The organism is Rhodoferax ferrireducens, assembly GCF_031458075.1.
Classification (GTDB): Bacteria; Pseudomonadota; Gammaproteobacteria; order Burkholderiales; family Burkholderiaceae_C; genus Rhodoferax_B; species Rhodoferax_B ferrireducens_A.
The window spans coordinates 152,853-170,597 of sequence record NZ_JAVDXT010000006.1 but is presented as its reverse complement, the minus strand read 5'-3'; the positions used below and the strand labels follow the sequence as shown (position 1 = coordinate 170,597).

14 protein-coding genes and 1 pseudogene are annotated in these 17,745 nt (G+C 64.0%); 5 read left to right on the top strand and 10 right to left on the bottom strand.

The window, feature by feature from the left end:
- Positions 1–3: 3 nt before the first annotated feature.
- From J2X19_RS23980 to J2X19_RS23960, 5 genes are all read right to left on the bottom strand, one after another.
- On the bottom strand, positions 4–648 hold the full coding sequence (locus tag J2X19_RS23980) for a protein-methionine-sulfoxide reductase heme-binding subunit MsrQ (protein WP_310377008.1): 645 nt from the start codon (positions 646–648) through the stop codon (positions 4–6).
- Entirely contained in the window at positions 648–1,637 is a 990-nt protein-coding gene (gene msrP, locus J2X19_RS23975) for a protein-methionine-sulfoxide reductase catalytic subunit MsrP (RefSeq protein WP_310377007.1), read from the bottom strand. The genes J2X19_RS23980 and msrP overlap by 1 nt, the downstream gene beginning before the upstream one ends.
- 170 nt (positions 1,638–1,807) lie before the next feature.
- Positions 1,808–3,151 (bottom strand): c-type cytochrome biogenesis protein CcsB, encoded by a 1,344-nt coding sequence (ccsB, locus tag J2X19_RS23970; RefSeq protein WP_310377006.1) that lies wholly within the window; start codon positions 3,149–3,151, stop codon positions 1,808–1,810.
- Position 3,152: 1 nt separating this feature from the next.
- Positions 3,153–5,261 carry a cytochrome c biogenesis protein ResB gene (locus tag J2X19_RS23965; protein ID WP_310377005.1) on the bottom strand — a complete coding sequence of 703 codons (2,109 nt, stop codon included), beginning with the start codon at positions 5,259–5,261 and terminating at the stop codon, positions 3,153–3,155.
- A gap of 119 nt (positions 5,262–5,380) precedes the next feature.
- Complete coding sequence (locus J2X19_RS23960; protein ID WP_116605685.1) at positions 5,381–6,019, bottom strand: c-type cytochrome; 639 nt, start codon at positions 6,017–6,019, stop codon at positions 5,381–5,383.
- 207 nt (positions 6,020–6,226) lie between these two features.
- On the opposite strand from J2X19_RS23960, the gene yihA reads away from it, so the two are divergent.
- Positions 6,227–6,889, top strand: coding sequence for a ribosome biogenesis GTP-binding protein YihA/YsxC (yihA, locus tag J2X19_RS23955; protein WP_310377050.1), 663 nt, complete (start codon positions 6,227–6,229; stop codon positions 6,887–6,889).
- Positions 6,890–6,953: 64 nt separating this feature from the next.
- Here yihA and J2X19_RS23950 read toward each other — a convergent pair whose 3' ends face one another.
- A complete protein-coding gene (locus J2X19_RS23950; protein ID WP_310377004.1) occupies positions 6,954–7,820 on the bottom strand; it encodes a lysophospholipid acyltransferase family protein in 867 nt (288 codons plus the stop codon).
- 11 nt (positions 7,821–7,831) lie between these two features.
- A complete protein-coding gene (locus J2X19_RS23945) occupies positions 7,832–8,680 on the bottom strand; it encodes a lysophospholipid acyltransferase family protein (protein ID WP_310377003.1) in 849 nt (282 codons plus the stop codon).
- A 149-nt stretch (positions 8,681–8,829) separates the two neighbouring features.
- Between J2X19_RS23945 and metK the strand changes: the two genes are divergently transcribed.
- Both metK and J2X19_RS23935 read left to right on the top strand, forming a co-directional pair.
- The gene (gene metK / locus J2X19_RS23940) at positions 8,830–10,017 is read left to right on the top strand and encodes a methionine adenosyltransferase (RefSeq protein ID WP_116605677.1); all 1,188 of its coding nucleotides are present in this window, start codon (positions 8,830–8,832) and stop codon (positions 10,015–10,017) included.
- 137 nt (positions 10,018–10,154) lie between these two features.
- Complete coding sequence (locus tag J2X19_RS23935; protein WP_310377002.1) at positions 10,155–11,378, top strand: multidrug effflux MFS transporter; 1,224 nt, start codon at positions 10,155–10,157, stop codon at positions 11,376–11,378.
- 3 nt (positions 11,379–11,381) lie between these two features.
- Here J2X19_RS23935 and galE read toward each other — a convergent pair whose 3' ends face one another.
- Positions 11,382–12,392: a UDP-glucose 4-epimerase GalE gene (gene galE, locus J2X19_RS23930; protein WP_310377001.1), complete on the bottom strand. Its 1,011-nt coding sequence runs from the start codon at positions 12,390–12,392 to the stop codon at positions 11,382–11,384.
- Positions 12,393–12,540: 148 nt separating this feature from the next.
- Here galE and J2X19_RS23925 point away from each other — a divergent pair, with 148 nt between their 5' ends.
- Both J2X19_RS23925 and J2X19_RS23920 read left to right on the top strand, forming a co-directional pair.
- Entirely contained in the window at positions 12,541–13,461 is a 921-nt protein-coding gene (locus J2X19_RS23925; RefSeq protein ID WP_310377000.1) for an alpha/beta hydrolase, read from the top strand.
- Between the two features lie 124 nt (positions 13,462–13,585).
- Positions 13,586–14,143, top strand: a pseudogene (locus J2X19_RS23920) (IS30 family transposase); the annotation flags it as partial.
- A gap of 335 nt (positions 14,144–14,478) precedes the next feature.
- On the opposite strand, the gene J2X19_RS23915 reads toward J2X19_RS23920, so the two are convergent.
- Entirely contained in the window at positions 14,479–15,669 is a 1,191-nt protein-coding gene (locus J2X19_RS23915; protein WP_310376999.1) for an acetyl-CoA C-acyltransferase, read from the bottom strand.
- Positions 15,670–15,694: 25 nt separating this feature from the next.
- The gene (thiC, locus tag J2X19_RS23910) at positions 15,695–17,587 is read right to left on the bottom strand and encodes a phosphomethylpyrimidine synthase ThiC (RefSeq protein ID WP_310376998.1); all 1,893 of its coding nucleotides are present in this window, start codon (positions 17,585–17,587) and stop codon (positions 15,695–15,697) included.
- Positions 17,588–17,745: the final 158 nt, after the last annotated feature.

Sequence of the window (17,745 nt, the reverse complement as noted above, 5' to 3'; positions counted from 1 at the left end):
TTTTTATAGCTGCACGCGCTTATCAGATAAGCGCTGCAGGCCTTTTTTCTTTAAATACTGGGCGACGCGCCAACCCAGCAGCACGGCAATGATGGCGGCGTAGACCGCTACCTCGGCAAAGTTGTTCTTGCCGGCCCGCATCCAGAAGAAGTGCAGCAAGCCCAGCCCGGCGATCAGGTAGACCAGCTTGTGCAAGGTCTGCCAGCGCTTGGCGCCCAGGGCCTTGATCGCGCGGTTGAACGAGGTGGCCGCCAGCGGCGTCAGCAGTACAAAAGCACTAAAGCCGACCAGGATGAACGGCCGCTTGGCAATGTCCTTGGCGATGTCCGCCAGGTCAAAACCCATGTCGAAACCGCTGTAGCTCAGCAGGTGCAGCAGCACATAGAAGTACACAAACAGCCCCAGCATGCGCCGGAACCGCGCCAGCGCGGGGGTGTTGCTGATGGTGCGCAAAGGCGTGACGGCCAGCACGATGCAGAGAAAGCGCAAGGTCCAGTCACCAGTGGAGCGGATCAGGTATTCGGCCGGGTTCGCCCCCAGCCCATCGGTGAACGCGCCATAGACCAGCCAGATGAAGGGCAGCAGGCAGGCCGCGAACAGCAGCGGCTTGGCGGCAGGGTGCAGCAGCGCTTTGGACAGCGTGGCCATCAGAAGTTCTTCTTCAAATCCATCCCGGCATACAGCTGGCCGACCTGGGCCTCGTAGCCATTGAACACGAGTGTCTTGCGCTTCTTGGCGAACAAGCCGTCTTCGCCGATGCGGCGCTCGGTGGCCTGACTCCAGCGCGGGTGGTCCACGTCGGGGTTCACGTTGGAGAAAAAGCCGTATTCATTGGCTGCAGCCTTGTTCCAGGCGGTGGCCGGCTGCTTGTCGGTGAAGCGGATCTTGACGATGCTCTTGCCGCTCTTGAAGCCGTACTTCCAGGGCAGGACCATGCGCACCGGCGCGCCGTTCTGGTTCGGCAGCACCTCGCCGTACATGCCAAAGGTCAGCAGCGCCAAGGGGTGCATGGCTTCGTCCATGCGCAGGCCTTCCACATACGGCCACTGCAGCACGCGGGAGCCGACGAAGGGCATGGTCTTGGGGTCGGCCAGGGTGACGAACTCGACATACTTGGCGCTGCTGGTCGGCTCGACCAGCTTGATCAGCGAGCTCAGCGAATAGCCGACCCAGGGGATCACCATCGACCAGCCCTCGACGCAGCGCAGGCGGTAGATGCGCTCTTCCATCGGGGCCAGTTTCAGCAAGTCTTCCAGCGTGTATTTGGCGGGCTTCTTGACCATACCCTCGACCTCCACCGCCCAGGGCGTGATCTTCAAGGTGTGGGCGTTCTGCGCGGGATCGGCTTTGTCGGTGCCGAACTCGTAGAAATTGTTGTAGCTGCTGGCGTCTTTGTAGGCCGTGGGCTTTTCCATCACATTGGCGCCGGCCACGGACGACTTGCCGCCCACTAAAGGCGCCAACTTGCCCGAGCCCTGGGCCAGGGCTTCGCGGCCCGCCCAACTGGCCAAGGCGGCCCCGGCCACGCCGCTGGCCATCAGTTTCACCATGTCACGCCGCCCCTCGTACACGCGCTGCGGCGTGATCTCGCTGGAGGCGGGGTGGTCAAAGCCGTTGGCAGAGTTCTTGATCAGCATGGGGGTTCCTTGGATGTGTGGCTATCAGTCGTCGGAGACGAAAAAATCTTACAAGGTTCCTTCGCAGTGCAACGACACACTTCCAGAGATACCGTGGAACCGGCTCCGCCGGGCCGCTGGTATCGCCCCCTGCAAGGGGCTTGGCGCAGCCTGGGGGTGAGCCCAGCCCGTTACAAGGTTCCGTAGCTGTGTAGTCCGCTGAGGAACATGTTCACGCCCAGGAAGGCGAAACTGGTCACGCCCAGGCCGGCCAGCGCCCACCAGGCCGCCATCGTGCCGCGCAAGCCCTTCATCAGGCGCATGTGCAGCCAGGCCGCGTAGTTCAGCCAGACGATCAGCGCCCAGGTCTCCTTCGGGTCCCAGCTCCAGTAGCCGCCCCAGGCCTCGGCCGCCCACAGGGCGCCGAGCACGGTGGCGATGGTGAAGAAGGCAAAGCCGACGGCGATGGACTTGTACATCACGTCGTCCAGGATCTCGATGCTGGGCAGGCGCGAGGCAATCCGTTTACGACCCCACAGGATCGTGCCCATGATCAACGCCGAAATCCCCAGGTACACCGCCCAGTAGCTGCCACCGGCCTCGGTGGTGGTCTTGCGGAACACCAGCGGCATGAAACACAGCACAATGCCCAGCAGCCACAGCGGCGTCAGCTTGTACCAGCGGGTCTCGTCGGCCTGCTGCTTGATCAGGTAACCAAACGCCACCATGGCGGCCAGCGCAAACGTGCCGTAGCCGATGAAGTTGGCGGGCACATGCAGCTTCATCCACCAGCTTTTGAGCGCCGGCACCAGGGGCTGTATCTCATGCGCCTCGCGCACCACGGTGTACCAGAGCAAAAAGCCCACGGCCGCACTTACCACCAGCAGCACCATGGCACCCAGGGCGCGGGTGTTGTACTGGGCTTCAAAGTACAGGTAGAAGGTGGCGGTCAGCCAGCAGAACAGCACGAACACTTCGTACAGGTTGCTGACCGGGATATGGCCTACATCGGCGCCGATCAGGTAGCTCTCGTACCAGCGCACCATGGTGCCCACCAGGGCCATGGTCACCGCCACCCAGACGATGCGCGAGCCAATGGCCTCCATGCTGGCGCTGTTGCTGCCCGAAAAAGCCATGCCCAGCCAATAGAACAGTGTGGCCATGAAGAACAGCACGCTCATCCACAGAATCGCCGACTGGCTGGACAAAAAGTACTTGAGCCAGAACACGGTTTCCGAGCGCGGCAGGCTGCCCTGCCCGTCCACCTGGTAGCACCAGATGGCCAGCAAGGACAGCGCCGCCACCACCAGCATCAGCCCCCGCAGCGGGCGCCAGAACCAGCCGACCCAGATGGCGGCCGGCATGGCGGCCAGCAGAATGCCTTTTTCATAGACATCCATGAAGTCCATGTAGCGGCTGAAGGCGAACAGGCCGCCGGCCAGCACCAGCACCGCAAACAGCCAGTCAAACGGGTTGCGGCGGGACAGGTAGGCTTCGTGGAGCTGTATCGTGGCGGGTGCGGTTGCAGTGTTCATGTCAGTCTTTCGCCCCAATGAGTTTGCTCTTGAGGTGGTCAAATTCGCGGTCGCCGTCCAGCGTCTTGCGGTTGGTGGACAAGGCCATGGAGGCATGGGTCAGGCCGTCGCGGGCACTGAGCCAGACCCAGACGCGGCGCTCACGCACATACAGCATGGCAAACACGCCCAGGATCAGGAAAGCGCAGCCAAGATACACCACCTTCTTGCCCGGTGCACGTGCCACCTGGAATACGCTGGCCTGCACCTGGGTGAAGTCGGTCAGCTGGAAGGCCATGGGCGCGGGGTAGAGCTGCGCATCGCTCAGCGCCAGCACGGCCTGGGTCATGAAGCCCTGGGTTTTCTCGTTCGGCTCTAGCGGTTGTAAACCCGCCTGCTCCTGGGTGATTTGCGCTAGCTCAAACAATACGCCATTCAGTATGCGCACCAACACTTCGCCGGCCCGGGCCCGCTCGGCCTCGGGCACATTGGTTTCCATGAAATCGGCAATCGCCTGCAGGCCGCCGAGGGCCGCCCCCTTGCCGGTGGGCGCGCTGCCGGCAAACAAGGCCATGGCCCGGTCGGCCGACTGGGCCAACTGCTGGGCCAGCTCGGGGCGCGAGCGGTCGACCGCATGGGCCGCATAGCGCTGCACCGCCTGAGTGCGCACCGCCGGGTCGGCCAGCGCCGCGCGCAGCCGCAAGAAGGTGCCCATCTCGCCCTGCGCGTCCACCGGAATCCGCAGGTAGCGGAAGGCATCCACCGGGTTCTCGCGCATGCCCAGCAGGTACGAGGGCACGCCGTCGCCAGTGTCTACGGGCAGCATGTAGTTGTGGAATTCGCGCGCCTGGCCGGCGGCATCGCGCAGCTTGTAGGTAATGCTGGGACCGACGTTGCGCAGCACTTTCTCGGTCTGGGTCTTGTTGGCCGCGCCCAGGCGGGAGTCGATGGCGTGGCGCAGATCGACCTTGCGCACATCCACGCCCGGCGCGCCGTTGGCGCCGAAGTTCTCGACGTTGATGACGCGCAAAGCCGTGTATTCCAGGCTCAGCTTCTCGCCGTCCGCGCCCTTGGCCAGCTGCGAGCTGCCGCCGATCACGCCCTCGATCTCGAACGGCTTGGTGGCGGCCGCCATCGGCACAGCGCGCAGTTTGACCGCCGAGCCGCCATCGTCAAAGCTGGATTGGTAGATTTCCACTCCCTTGTAATTGGCCGGGTGGTTGACCTCGACCCGCGCGGGAATGGCGGCGCCGGTTTCCTTGTCGTGGATCACGATGTCGCTGGCAAACAGCTTGGGCATGCCGGTCGAGTAGTACTCGACGATGAATTTCTTCAGTTCGATGGCAAACGGCAGGTCTTGCACCACCACGCCGTCGGCCTGGTTCAGGATGGCGGTGCTGGACTGCGTGCCCTCGGCCACCAGGATGTTGCCGCGGAAGGTCGGGTTGTTCGGGCCCAGCCGGTGCGCGGGGGCCACATCGGCGATCAGCCCGCCGCCGGTGTAGGCAGACTTGCCGTTGAGCAGCATCTGCGCCTTGACCACCAGATCGCCGTCGAACAAGCCGCCCAGGCAGATCAGCACGATGGCACTGTGCGCGGCGATATAGCCCAGCTTGTTGGCGGCGCCGGCCTTGGCCGCCACCATCCAGCCATTGTCACGTTGCTGCAGCTTGACCTTCCAGCCGCCGCTGACCAGGGTTTGGCCGATGCGCCGGGCCGCAGCTTCGGGTGGCTCGTCCAGGCCGGCTTCGGCCCGGTGCGCAAAGGCTTTCAGGCTTTGCTCGCGGATGTTTTCCTTGAATATCTTGAAGTCGGCCAGGATCTTGGGCGTGCTGCGGGCGATGCACAGCGAGGTGCTGAGCACCAGAAACGCCAGAATCAGCATGAACCACCAGGCGCTGTACACCGTGGTCAGGCTGGCGGTGGCAAACACCTGGGCCCAGAACGGGCCGAACTGGTTCACGTAGTTGACCAGCGGCTCCTGCTGCTTGAGCACCGTACCGATCACCGAGGCGATGCAGATCACCGTCAACAGCGAGATCGAGAACCGCATCGACGACAGCAGCTCCACCGCAGAGCGCAGCGCATGGGAGCCGGTTTTGACGCGAACGCCGTGGGTGGTAACTGACATGGAGCGGTAAAAGGCTTCGGTAACAGAATCTAAAAAGGGCGGGCCATCAGAGATGGCCCGCCCTTTTAGGGTGTGAACTGGGCGCTTGGTTCCCTAGAGAACGCCGCGCACAGCCAGCATCAATGCAGGCCGGCGATATAGTCGGCTACAGCTTTGATCTCGCGGTCGTTCAATTTGGCGGCCACCTGGGTCATTTGCGGGCTGTTCTTGCGGCCACCGTCGCGGAAGGTGGTCAGCTGGCTGGCCACATAGTCGGCGTGCTGGCCACCCAGGCGCGGGTACTGGGCCGGAATGCCGGCGCCATTGGGGCTGTGGCAGCCGGCGCAGGCGGCGATCTGGCGGTCGGCAATGCCGCCGCGGTAGATGCGCTCGCCCAGGGCGACCAGCTCTTTGTCTTTGGCGAAGCCCGGCTTGGCTTTCTTGGAGGCGGTCCAGAAAGCGATGTTGCGCATGTCTTCATCGCTCAAAGTGGTGGCAAAACCCTTCATGATGGCGTTGTTGCGCTTGCCGGACTTGAATTCCTGCAGCTGCTTGACCAGGTATTCGGGGTGCTGCTGCGCCAGCTTGGGGTTGGCCGGGATGCCCGAGTTGCCATCGGCTCCATGGCAGGCTGCGCATACAGCGGTGAAGCTGGCCTCGCCCTTGACCAGATCTGGTTTGGCGGCCACGGGCGCTGCGGCTTTTTCTTCGTTGGCCGAGGCCGACATCAGGGGAGCGGCCAGCGCGACGGCGGTAAGCAAGGAGACAAGAAGCTTCATATCGAGGGGTGTGTCTATTGTCTGTTCTAGGGCGTACAACCCAATGATTCTACAATGCAGGCCCGGTTCTCTCGCTGAGAACCTACTGAAGATTGCATGATCCCTACCTCTACACCGCCCACCGATGGCTCCTCGGCGAGCCCATCCGGCGCGCCCCGCGGCCCCCAGCCCCCCCTGAAAAGCCAGGCCGTCATAGCCTCGGGCTGGATGCACACGGCCAAATTCCTGACCACCGCGCCCCAGCTGCACCACCTGCCGCCGCTGACCGTGCCCGAGATCGCCTTCGTCGGCCGCTCGAATGCTGGCAAATCCACCTGCATCAACACCTTGACGCAGCAAAAGCAACTGGCCTACGCCTCCAAGAAGCCCGGCCGTACCCAGAACATCAACCTGTTCAGCCTGGGTAAACAGGGCGTGACCGACGCCGTGCTGGCCGATTTGCCCGGCTACGGCTATGCGGCCGTGCCCAAGGCCGACAAGATCCGCTGGCAGCAGGTGATGGCCAATTACCTGGTGACGCGTGAAAACCTGGTCGGCATCGTGATGATGTGCGATCCGCGCCACGGCCTGACCGAGCTGGACGAGATCCTGCTCGACATCGTGCGCCCCCGGGTCGCCGAAGGCCTGAAGTTCCTGATCCTGCTGACCAAGGCCGACAAGCTGAACCGCGAGGAAGCCACCAAGGCCTTGTCGATTGCGCGGCTGCAGGCCGGCGGCGGCGAGGTCAAGCTGTTCTCCGCGCTCAAGAAGCAGGGCATCGACGAAGCCAGCCAGTTGCTCTGGCAGTGGGCCCACCCGGTGGTCAAGGACACCCCGGCAGCGGCGGCCCCTGCGCCGCTGGACGAGCCAGAAAACCTCGACGAAGATTAAGCGTCTTTTCGGCTTCTGGCGCATATTCCAACTGCGCCAGCAGCTACCAAAACCATAGCAAACATCAATACACCTCGGCCGCTCCCGGCGGCCGGGTCTTGAAGCGTTTGTGGACCCAGAAGTACTGCTCGGGCATGGTGGCGATGTAGTCCTGCAGGCGCCGATTCATCAGCGCGGTATCGGCCTCGGCGTCGTTGGTGGGGAAGTCCTCCCAGGCCGGCAGGATGTCCACCTCGTAGCCGGTCGGCGTCATCCGCGTCAGCACCGGCACCACCTTGGCGCGGCCCAGCCGGGCGAAGCGCGACAGCGACGGCACGGTGGCCGCGGCCACACCGTAGAACAGCACAAAAAACGCATCCTTGGCGCCAAAGTCCATGTCCGGCAGCAGGTACAGCGGCTGGCCCTGGCGCAGCGAGGCAACGATTTCCTTGACGCCCTGGCGCCGATCGAACAGGCGCGCATTGCCAAAGCGCTGCCGGCCTTCGGCGATCCAGGCGTCCATCACCTGGTTCGACTGCGGGGTGAAGATGGTGTTGAAGTCGCGCGACACCTGCTGCGACAAGGCGGTGGCGCCCGCGTCCAGGCCGACGAAATGCGGCACGAACAGCACCGTTGGCGTGTCACCGTCCAGCTGGGCCACGTCGCCGACGATCTTCAGGCGCTGCAAGGTGCGCTCGGGCGGGCCGTGCCAGAGCCAGCCACGGTCCAGCCAGGCCTGGGTGAAATGTATGAAGATTTTGCGCACCAGCGCACGCCGCTCCTGCGCAGACAGCTCTGGAAAGCATAGCAAAAGATTGGTATTCGCCACTTTCCGTCGCGAGCGCAGCAGCTGGAACAGCAGCACGCCCAGGGCGGCGCCGACAGCCCGCAGCCAGGCCAGCGGCAGGCGCGCCAGCACGCGCATCAAAACAATCACTGCATGCGAAAACATCTAAATTCCAGTTAGGGACGGGATTCTGGCCGCGGCTGCTTGTAGCGCGCGTAGCTCCAGAGGTACATGCCAGGGCGTTGGCGGATCAGGTCTTCCATGGCGGCGTTCAGCGCGGCGGCCGCGACCTCGTCGCCTTGGTCCAGCGGCAGCTGCAGGGGGTGCACATGGATCACATAACCACGCCCCCAGGGCAGGCGGTCGCCCAAGGCTACCAGTATTGGCGCCCCGGTCTGGCGCGCCAAACGTAAAGCCAGGGTCATGGTGTAGGCCGGCCGGCCAAAAAACGGCGCCCACACGCCCTGGCCCTCGCCGGGCACCTGGTCGGGCAGCATACCGACCACCCGGCCCTGCTTCAGCGACTTGAGCAGCATGCGCACACCGCCCGTGGTGGTGGGCGCGGCCTCCAGGCCGGGGGCCGAGCGGGCATCTTTCAGCAGGGCGTCCAGCCAGGCGAACTTGGACGGTTTGTACAGAATCGTCATGTCGCCGTACTGCGCGCTGAAGCGCGCCGCATGTGCCTGCGGCACGACTTCGAAGCTACCCACATGCGGCGTCATGAACACCAGGCCCTTGCCCTGGGCCAGCGCGGCCTCCAGCAGCTCCACGCCCTGCCAAGTGATTTTCGGTAGCTTCTCGGCGCGCGGACGCAGCCACAGCCAGGGTAGCTCGGTCACCAGCTTGCCGGCTTCGGCAATCGCGCGGCGCGCCTGGCGCGGGGCAATCCCGGCCTGGGCCACGTTCTCGCGGAAGCGCCGCCGGTAGGTGGGCGAGGCCAGATAGGCCAGCCAACCCAGCACTGCGCCTACCATGTGCAATACCGCCAGCGGCAGGTGGGCGGACCATCGAAATAACAGGGACATACGGCGAGGCGGTAAAATAATGGTGTCGCTGAGTTAATTGAACTACTTGCAGGGCGACTTAAAACAAATCTGCTAAAGCGTTCGCCAAGGCCCTAAGCTGGAAGCAACGCATCCGTGTATTGTCTTCAAAACGCAGGAGCTTCATCAAAATGGCGAACGACTTTCTCTTTACCTCCGAATCCGTTTCCGAAGGCCACCCCGATAAAGTGGCCGACCAGATCTCGGACGCGATTCTGGACGCAATCTTCAAACAAGATCCGCTGAGCCGCGTCGCCGCCGAAACGCTGACCAACACCGGCCTGGTCGTGCTGGCCGGCGAGATCACCACCAACGCCCATGTGGACTACATCCAGGTGGCGCGCGACACCATCAAGCGCATCGGCTACGACAACACCGAATACGGCATCGACCACAAGGGTTGCGCGGTCATGGTCTGTTATGACAAGCAGAGCAACGACATCGCCCAGGGCGTGGACCACGCGAGCGACGACCACCTGAACACTGGCGCCGGTGACCAGGGCCTGATGTTTGGCTATGCCTGCAACGAAACGCCTGAGCTGATGCCCGCGCCGATCTACTACGCGCACCGCCTGGTCGAGCGCCAGGCCCAGCTGCGCAAGGACGGCCGCCTGCCCTTCCTGCGTCCAGACGCGAAGAGCCAGGTGACCATGCGCTATGTGGATGGCAAGCCGCACAGCATCGACACCGTGGTGCTGTCCACCCAGCACAGCCCCGACCAGTCGGAAACCGACAAGAAGATGAAGGCGTCGTTCACCGAAGCCATCATCGAAGAAATCATCAAGCCGGTGCTGCCCAAAGAATGGCTGCTGGACACCAAGTACCTGATCAACCCCACCGGCCGCTTCGTCATTGGCGGCCCGCAAGGCGATTGCGGCCTGACCGGACGCAAGATCATTGTCGACACCTACGGCGGCGCCTGCCCGCACGGCGGCGGCGCCTTCAGCGGTAAAGACCCTACGAAGGTGGACCGCTCGGCCGCGTACGCAGCCCGCTATGTGGCCAAGAACATCGTCGCCGCCGGCCTGGCGCGCCAGTGCCAGATCCAGGTGGCCTACGCGATCGGCGTGGCCCGGCCGATGAACGTCACGGTCTACACCGAAGGCACGGGCGTGATCCCCGACGAGCAGATCGCCGCGCTGGTGAACGAGCACTTCGACCTGCGCCCCAAGGGCATCATCCAGATGCTGGACCTGCTGCGCCCGATCTACGAAAAAACCGCCGCCTACGGCCACTTCGGCCGCGAAGAGCCCGAGTTCACCTGGGAACGTACTGACAAGGCCCAGGTGCTACGGAACGCAGCAGGCCTGAAGGGCTAAGTCCTGCATGGCAGGGTCAATGGGCTTTGCGCCGAAGGCACAAGGCCCAGGTGCTGCGGAACGCGGCAGGTTTGAAAGGCTAAGCACGCAACTCGATTCCCGGGGATACTGGTGGGCCCACCACCCCGCCCCTGGTTATGAACCCTAACGCCGCCCAGTTGTGGCCCGCGCCACGCTGGGCTTTGGCTATCTTGTTGGCCCTGCTCGGCATGCTCGGGCCGTTTTCCATCGATACCTTCATCCCGGCGTTCTCGGGTATTGCGGCATCGCTGAACGCCACCCCGGCCCAGATGCAGCAAACGCTGTCGGCCTATTTGTTCGGCTTTGCGTTCATGAACCTGTTCCACGGGGCGCTGTCGGACAGCTTTGGCCGCCGTCCAGTGGTGCTCACAGGGCTGGCGATTTTTACCCTGGCCAGCGCAGGCTGTGCGCTGTCGCAAAGCATTGGGCAGCTGGTGTTCTTCAGGGCGCTGCAAGGCCTGTCTACCGGCGCGGGCATCGTGGTATCGCGGGCGGTGGTGCGCGACATGTTTGCTCCGGCCGATGCCCAAAAGGTAATGAGCCAGATCACCATCTACTTCGGCGTGGCCCCGGCGATTGCCCCCATCATTGGTGGCTGGCTGTTTGTGCACATCAACTGGCACAGCATTTTCTGGTTCCTCACCGGCGTCGGCCTGGTGCTGTGGCTGGCCAACTTCCGGTTTCTGCCCGAGACCCTGCATGCCTCGCAACGCCAGCCCATGAACGCCCGGCACCTGCTGCGTGGCTACTGGCAGCTGTGCTCAAACCCGCGCTTTGCCTTGCTGGCACTGGCCAGCGGCGTACCCTTCAATGGCATGTTTCTGTACGTGCTGTCCGCCCCGGAATTTCTAGGCCAGTTGCTGTCGCTGCGGCCGACCGAGTTCTTCTGGTTCTTCCTGCTGACCATCAGCGGCATCATGTCGGGGGCCTGGATCAGCGGCCGCATGGCGGGCAAGATTCCGGCCAAGACGCAGATCCGCCATGGCTTTGTGATCATGGTGCTGGTGTCGGTAGTCAATGTGCTGGCCAACTGGCTGTTCAAAGCCCATGTGAGCTGGGCGCTGTTTCCGGTGGCCATCTTCGCGTTTGGCTGGGCCATGATGGTGCCCGCGGTCACCCTGCTGGTACTCGACCTCTACCCCGAGCGCCGCGGCATGGCCTCATCGCTGCAGGCCTGCCTGGGCTCTACCGCCAACGGGTTGGTGGCGGGGGTGTTGGCACCGCTGGTGATGCATTCAGCCATCGCCCTGGCCATTGCGTCGACCTGCATGGTGGCGGTAGGCTTGCTGGCCTGGACCTGGCTGCACCGCCGCTGGCCCGATATCGGGCGCAGCGTTTAGAAACTAAGCGCTGAACCCGGTCGGGTTGGCGCTTTGCCAGCGCCAGGCGTCGGCACACATTGCATCCAGCCCGCGCTCGGCGCGCCAGCCTAGCAGCTCGCGGGCAGCGCTCGGTTCGGCATAGCAGGCCGCAATATCGCCCGGCCGCCGCGGCGCCACCTTGTACGGCACCGGTTTGCCACTGGCCTGCTCGAAGGCCCGCACCATGTCCAGCACGCTGTAGCCTATGCCGGTGCCCAGGTTCACGGTCAAAAAGTCCGGCACCACCTGCAGCCGCTCCAGCGCCTTCAGATGGCCAATAGCCAGGTCCACCACGTGGATGTAGTCGCGCACGCCCGTACCGTCGGCGGTGGCGTAGTCGTCACCCCATACGTTCAAAAACTCGCGCTGCCCCACCGCCACCTGGGCGACGAACGGCAGCAGGTTGTTCGGAATGCCGCGCGGGTCCTCGCCAATCAGGCCGCTGATGTGCGCACCTACCGGGTTGAAGTAACGCAGGATGCCGATGCGCCAGGAGGAGTCGCTGCGGTGCAGGTCCCGCAATAAATCCTCCACCATCAACTTGCTGCGGCCATAGGGGTTGGTGGCCGACAGCGGGTGGTCTTCGGTCAAGGGCAGGCGCTGCGGATCGCCGTATACCGTGGCCGACGAGCTGAACACCAGCGTCTTCAGGCCGCATTCGCCCATGGCCTCAAGCAAGCGCAGGGTGCCGACGACGTTGTTGTCGTAGTAGCGCAGCGGCTGTTGCACCGACTCGCCCACGGCCTTCAAGCCCGCGCAGTGGATCACCGCGGTCGCCTGGCTGGACTGCAGTGCGGCCACCAGCGCGGCCCGGTCGCGGATATCGCCGTCGATCACCCGGAGTTTCTTGCCCGTGATGCGCTCGACCCGCACCAGCGACTCGGCCTGGCTGTTGCAGAAGTTGTCGAACACCGTGACATCAAGGCCGGCGTTAAGCAGTTCGACGCAGGTATGGGAGCCGATATAGCCAGCACCGCCCGTCACAAAAATCATAAGAATCCCTTGTGCACAACCGCCGAATGTCCGGCAAACAGGCATTGTAGAAGCGCCATATGGCAGCGTGGATGCGATAGCGGCACTGGCGGAACGCTGGTTTTTCCCATTGCAACATCCAAACCGCCATCTGCTGCGTACCCAGTCCATGACCCAACCTTCCGTCACCCCCACCCGCCCTGGCGCCATCACCCGCCGCGCCAGCCTGCGCTGCGCCGGTGCGGCCGCCATGGCGCTGCTCTCAGGCTGCTCGGCCACCGCCGCGCTCGACCGCCTGGTCGCCCACGACACCTACCGCGGCCAGACCGGCGTGCCTTACGGCCCCGACCCACGGCATCTGCTGGACATCTACCAACCCACAACCAGCTTGGCGTCCGGCAGCGCACCGGTCGTCCTATTTTTCTACGGCGGCAACTGGACGCGTGGCGAGCGCGCCGACTACCGCTTCGTCGGCGAAGCGCTGGCGGCCAACGGCATCATCGCCTTGGTGGCCGATTACCGGCTCAGCCCTCAGGTTGCTTACCGCCAACTTCTCAGCGATTGCGCGCTGGCGCTACTATGGACGCTGTCCCACGCGGAAGCACTGGGCGGCGACCCGCACGGCGTGCTGGTCATGGGTCACTCTGCCGGAGCCTACAACGCCGCCATGCTGGCACTGGACCCGCGCTGGCTGTCCCATGTAGGCTTGGCACCGAGCCGTCTGGCAGGCTGGATCGGCCTGGCCGGCCCCTACGACTTCCTGCCCATAGGTGACCCCGAGGTCCAGGTCGCCTTTGGCTGGCCACAAACCCCGGCCGACTCCCAACCTATCTACCATGCAGCCACCAAAGCCCCGCGCACCCTGCTGCTGGCCGGGCGAGACGACAAGACCGTCAATACGCAACGCAACACCGAAGGCCTGGCGCGCAAGCTGCGGGCTGCTGGCAACCAGGTAGACGTGCGCATCTTTGACGGCATTGGCCACGTCACCACCGTAGCCGCCCTAGCCCGGCCGCTGGACTGGCTGGCGCCGGTACTGCCCACCGTGGTGGCGTTTGCACGGGAACGGTCCTTGCCGAAGCCAGATTGAACCATCAAGCGCTGGCTGCTGCATTGTCAGATGGTCATGAAAATAGCCTGATATGCCCCATAGAACATGGATGGAATGTACTTCGCCCGCTTCAATAGACACCTGTTACGGTCGAAATTGAACTCAAGCGCATGGTGTCTTGAAGAAGGAGCTGCTGGAGCATCTGAGACGAACTCTCGGCATGCGCCATTCGCGCCACTACACGCAGAAGACTGCGGGCCACGGTCAGATCGTTGACGCAGTCTCTATCAGCGAACGACCGGCGTCTGTCGAAGATCAAGCTGTGCCTGGCCACTGGGAGGGAGACTTGCTGTTTGGCAGCGGCAAAAGTCAGATCGCGACGTTGGTCGAGCGCCAGACGCGCTATGTGATGTTGGTGAAAGTCGACGGCAAGGACACTGAGACGGTCGTCAATGCGCTCATCAAGAACGCGCGCAAGCTGCTCCAAGAACTGTACAAGTCATTGACCTGGGTTCGAGGCAAGGAAATGGCAGCACACAAGCGCTTCACGATGGCTACCGACATCCAGGTCTTCTTCTGCGATCCGCAAAGCCTTTGGCAGCGTGGAAGCAATGAGAACACGAACGGGCTGCTCAGACAGTAGATACCGAAGAGCGTCGACATCTTTTGCTACTCACAGCTACAGCTCAACGTGATTGCGAGGCAATTGAACAAGAGGCCGTACGCGGTGTCCAGCGACATGCAATCCCAGGCTGAACTTTTGCCGGAAATAGCTGTGGCATTCTCCAGATACCAGCAATCAGAGGCGGCCGCGGGCCAAGGGGCACCGACAACTGCGGCAACGGCGACCACCAAGGGAAGCCCCCTGAACAGGGACGGGCAAGCTCCTGGAGGTGATAGCCCGCATCCTAGGACGGAGATACGCCCCGCCTTCAGCGGAAAGTACTAACGTAGTTGCCAAATTAGCGCAAGTTTGGCCGCCTAGCATCCGGCACCAAGAATGTAATCCCAATAGCCTACCTGCGCACATTTCAAGAGCGTGGCACGCTCTTGTATTTATAGCAATTCCAGCGCCATTGCCGTCGCCTCGCCGCCGCCTATGCACAGCGTGGCGACGCCGCGGCGCAGGCCGCGCGCGCGCAGAGCGTACAGCAGGGTGACCAGAATCCGCGCACCGCTGGCGCCGATAGGGTGGCCCAGAGCGCAGGCACCGCCGTGCACGTTGACGATGCTGTGCGCAATATCCAGCTCGGCCATCAGCGCCATCGGCACCACGGCGAAAGCCTCGTTGACCTCCCACAGGTCCACATCGGCCACGCTCCAGCCGGTCTGGGTCAGCAGCTTCTGCACCGCCCCAACCGGCGCCGTGGCAAACCATTCGGGCGCCTGCGCATGGGTGGCGTGGCCGACGACCCGGGCCAGCGGCTGCGCGCCCAGGCGCTCGGCGGTGGATGCCAGGGCCAGCACCAGGGCCGCCGCGCCATCGTTGATCGACGAGCTGGAGGCGGCGGTGATGCTGCCGTCCTTTTTGAACGCCGGTCGCAGCGTGGGAATCTTGTCCAGCCGGATCTTGCCCGGCCCTTCGTCGATGGACACCAGCATGTCGCCGCTGCGGCTGGGCACGGTCACCGGCGTGATCTCGGCAGCAAACGCCCCCGAGGCAATCGCCGCCTGGGCACGCTGCACGCTGGTGGTGGCAAACGCATCCTGCGCGGCGCGGGTAAAGCCATATTTGGCTGCGCAGTCTTCGCCGAACGTGCCCATCGAACGGCCGGGCTGGTAGGCGTCTTCCAGGCCGTCGAGCATCATGTGGTCCAGCACCTGGCCGTGGCCGATGCGGATGCCGCTGCGGCCCTTCGGCAGCAGGTGCGGCGCATTGGTCATGCTCTCCATGCCGCCAGCCAGCATCACGTCAAAACTGCCGGCGCACAGCATGTCGTGCGCCAGCATCGCCGCCTTCATGCCCGAGCCGCACATCTTCGACAAGGTGACCGCGCCGCAGCTCTGCGGCAGCCCGCCCTTGAACGCCGCCTGCCGCGCCGGCGCCTGGCCCTGGCCGGCCATCAGGCAATTGCCCAGCAGCGCCTCGCCGATGCGGGCCGGGTCCACCCCGGCACGCGCCACGGCAGCGCGAATCGCCGCGCCGCCCAGGTCGTGGGCAGCGAGCGCGGCGAAGTCGCCCTGGAACCCGCCCATAGGCGTACGGGCGGCACCGAGGATGACGACGGGATCAGGGGATGGGGACATAGTGGCGCTCCTTTGCGCCCCCACTTTACCCCTGTGCGATCGGGATCACCCCGTTCACCGGCACGTAGATTTCGCCACCGCCGCTCTTGAACTCTTGCGACTTCTCCAGCATGCCTTGTTCGGCAGCAGCCTCTTCGCTCACGCCCAGGTTCTTCGCGTATTCGCGCACTTCCTGGGTGATCTTCATCGAGCAGAACTTGGGGCCGCACATGGAGCAGAAATGCGCGACCTTGGCCGAGTCCTTGGGCAGGGTTTCGTCGTGGAATTTCTTCGCCGTCTCCGGGTCCAGCGACAGGTTGAACTGGTCCATCCAGCGGAACTCGAAGCGCGCCTTGGACAGCGCATCGTCGCGGTAGCGCGCACCCGGGTGACCCTTGGCCACGTCGGCGGCGTGGGCGGCGATCTTGTAGGTGATGATGCCCACCTTCACGTCGTCGCGGTCCGGCAGGCCCAGATGCTCCTTGGGCGTGACGTAGCAGAGCATGGCCGTGCCGAACCAGCCGATCATCGCCGCGCCTATGCCGCTGGTGATGTGGTCGTAGCCGGGCGCGATGTCGGTGGTCAGCGGGCCCAGGGTGTAGAACGGCGCTTCGTGGCAATGTTTCAGCTGCTCGGTCATGTTCTCCTGCACCATGTGCATGGGCACGTGGCCGGGGCCTTCGATCATCACCTGCACATCCTGCTGCCAGGCCTTCTGCGTCAGCTCACCCAAGGTGCGCAGCTCGGCGAACTGGGCTTCGTCGTTCGCGTCCGCGCCCGAGCCCGGGCGCAGGCCGTCGCCCAGCGAATAGCTGACGTCGTAGGCCTTGAGGATCTCGGTCATTTCATCGAAGTGGGTGTAGATGAAATTCTCTTTGTGGTGGGCGATGCACCACTTGGCCATGATGGAGCCGCCGCGCGAGACGATGCCGGTCATGCGGTTCGCGGTGAGATGGATGAAGGGCAGGCGCACGCCGGCGTGCACGGTGAAGTAGTCCACGCCCTGCTCGGCCTGCTCGATCAAGGTGTCGCGGAAGATTTCCCAGGTCAGGTCTTCGGCAATGCCGCCGACCTTTTCCAGCGCCTGGTAGATCGGCACGGTGCCGATGGGCACGGGCGAGTTGCGGATGATCCAGTCGCGGGTGGTGTGGATGTTCTTGCCGGTGGACAGATCCATCACCGTGTCCGCGCCCCAGCGGATCGCCCAGACCAGCTTTTCAACCTCTTCCTCGATGCTGGAGGTCACCGCCGAGTTGCCGATGTTGGCGTTGATCTTCACCAGGAAGTTGCGTCCAATCGCCATGGGCTCGACTTCGGGGTGGTTGATGTTCAGCGGAATCACCGCGCGGCCGCGGGCCACCTCGGAGCGCACGAACTCGGGTGTGACCACCTTGGGGATGCTGGCGCCGAAGCTGTTGCCGGCCAGGCGCTGGTCGCGCTCGGTATTGGCGGCGTACTGCTCCATCCATTCGAGCTTCTGGTTCTCGCGCAGGGCGACGAATTCCATCTCGGGCGTGATGATGCCTTTGCGGGCGTAGTGCATTTGCGAGACGTTGGCGCCGGCCTTGGCGCGGCGCGGCGTGCGCTGCAGGCCGGCGGCCTGGGCGCGCAGCAGTTGCAGGGCGTCGTGCTCTTCGCTCTGGCGGCCGTCGTCCAGCGCCTTGCGGATGCGTGCGGCATAGCTTTCGGTGTCGCCACGCGACTCTATCCAGCCCGCGCGCAGGGCTTGCAGGCCGGCGCGCACATCGATCTGGGCCTGCGGGTCGGTGTAGGGGCCGGAGGTGTCGTACACCGCCACGGTTTCGCCGTTGCTCTGCATGATCTCGCGTACCGGTACGCGCAGATCGGGGCGGCTGCCCTGGATATAGCGCTTGCTGGAGGCCGGCAGCGGGTCGCAGGCGTAGCGCAGCAGCTGGGTGAATTTGTCGGGTGCGTTCATGGTGGGTCTCCTGTGGAAGTGGGGACCGGAATGCGCAGCCAGACCGCGCGAACCCCCAAGGAGATGCCCACACCATTTGCAGGTGGGACGGTGTGACGGCGCGCGCCCGCAAAGGGGCGCTGTCGTCAAGCTCTTCTTACGCTGGTATGAACCAGATC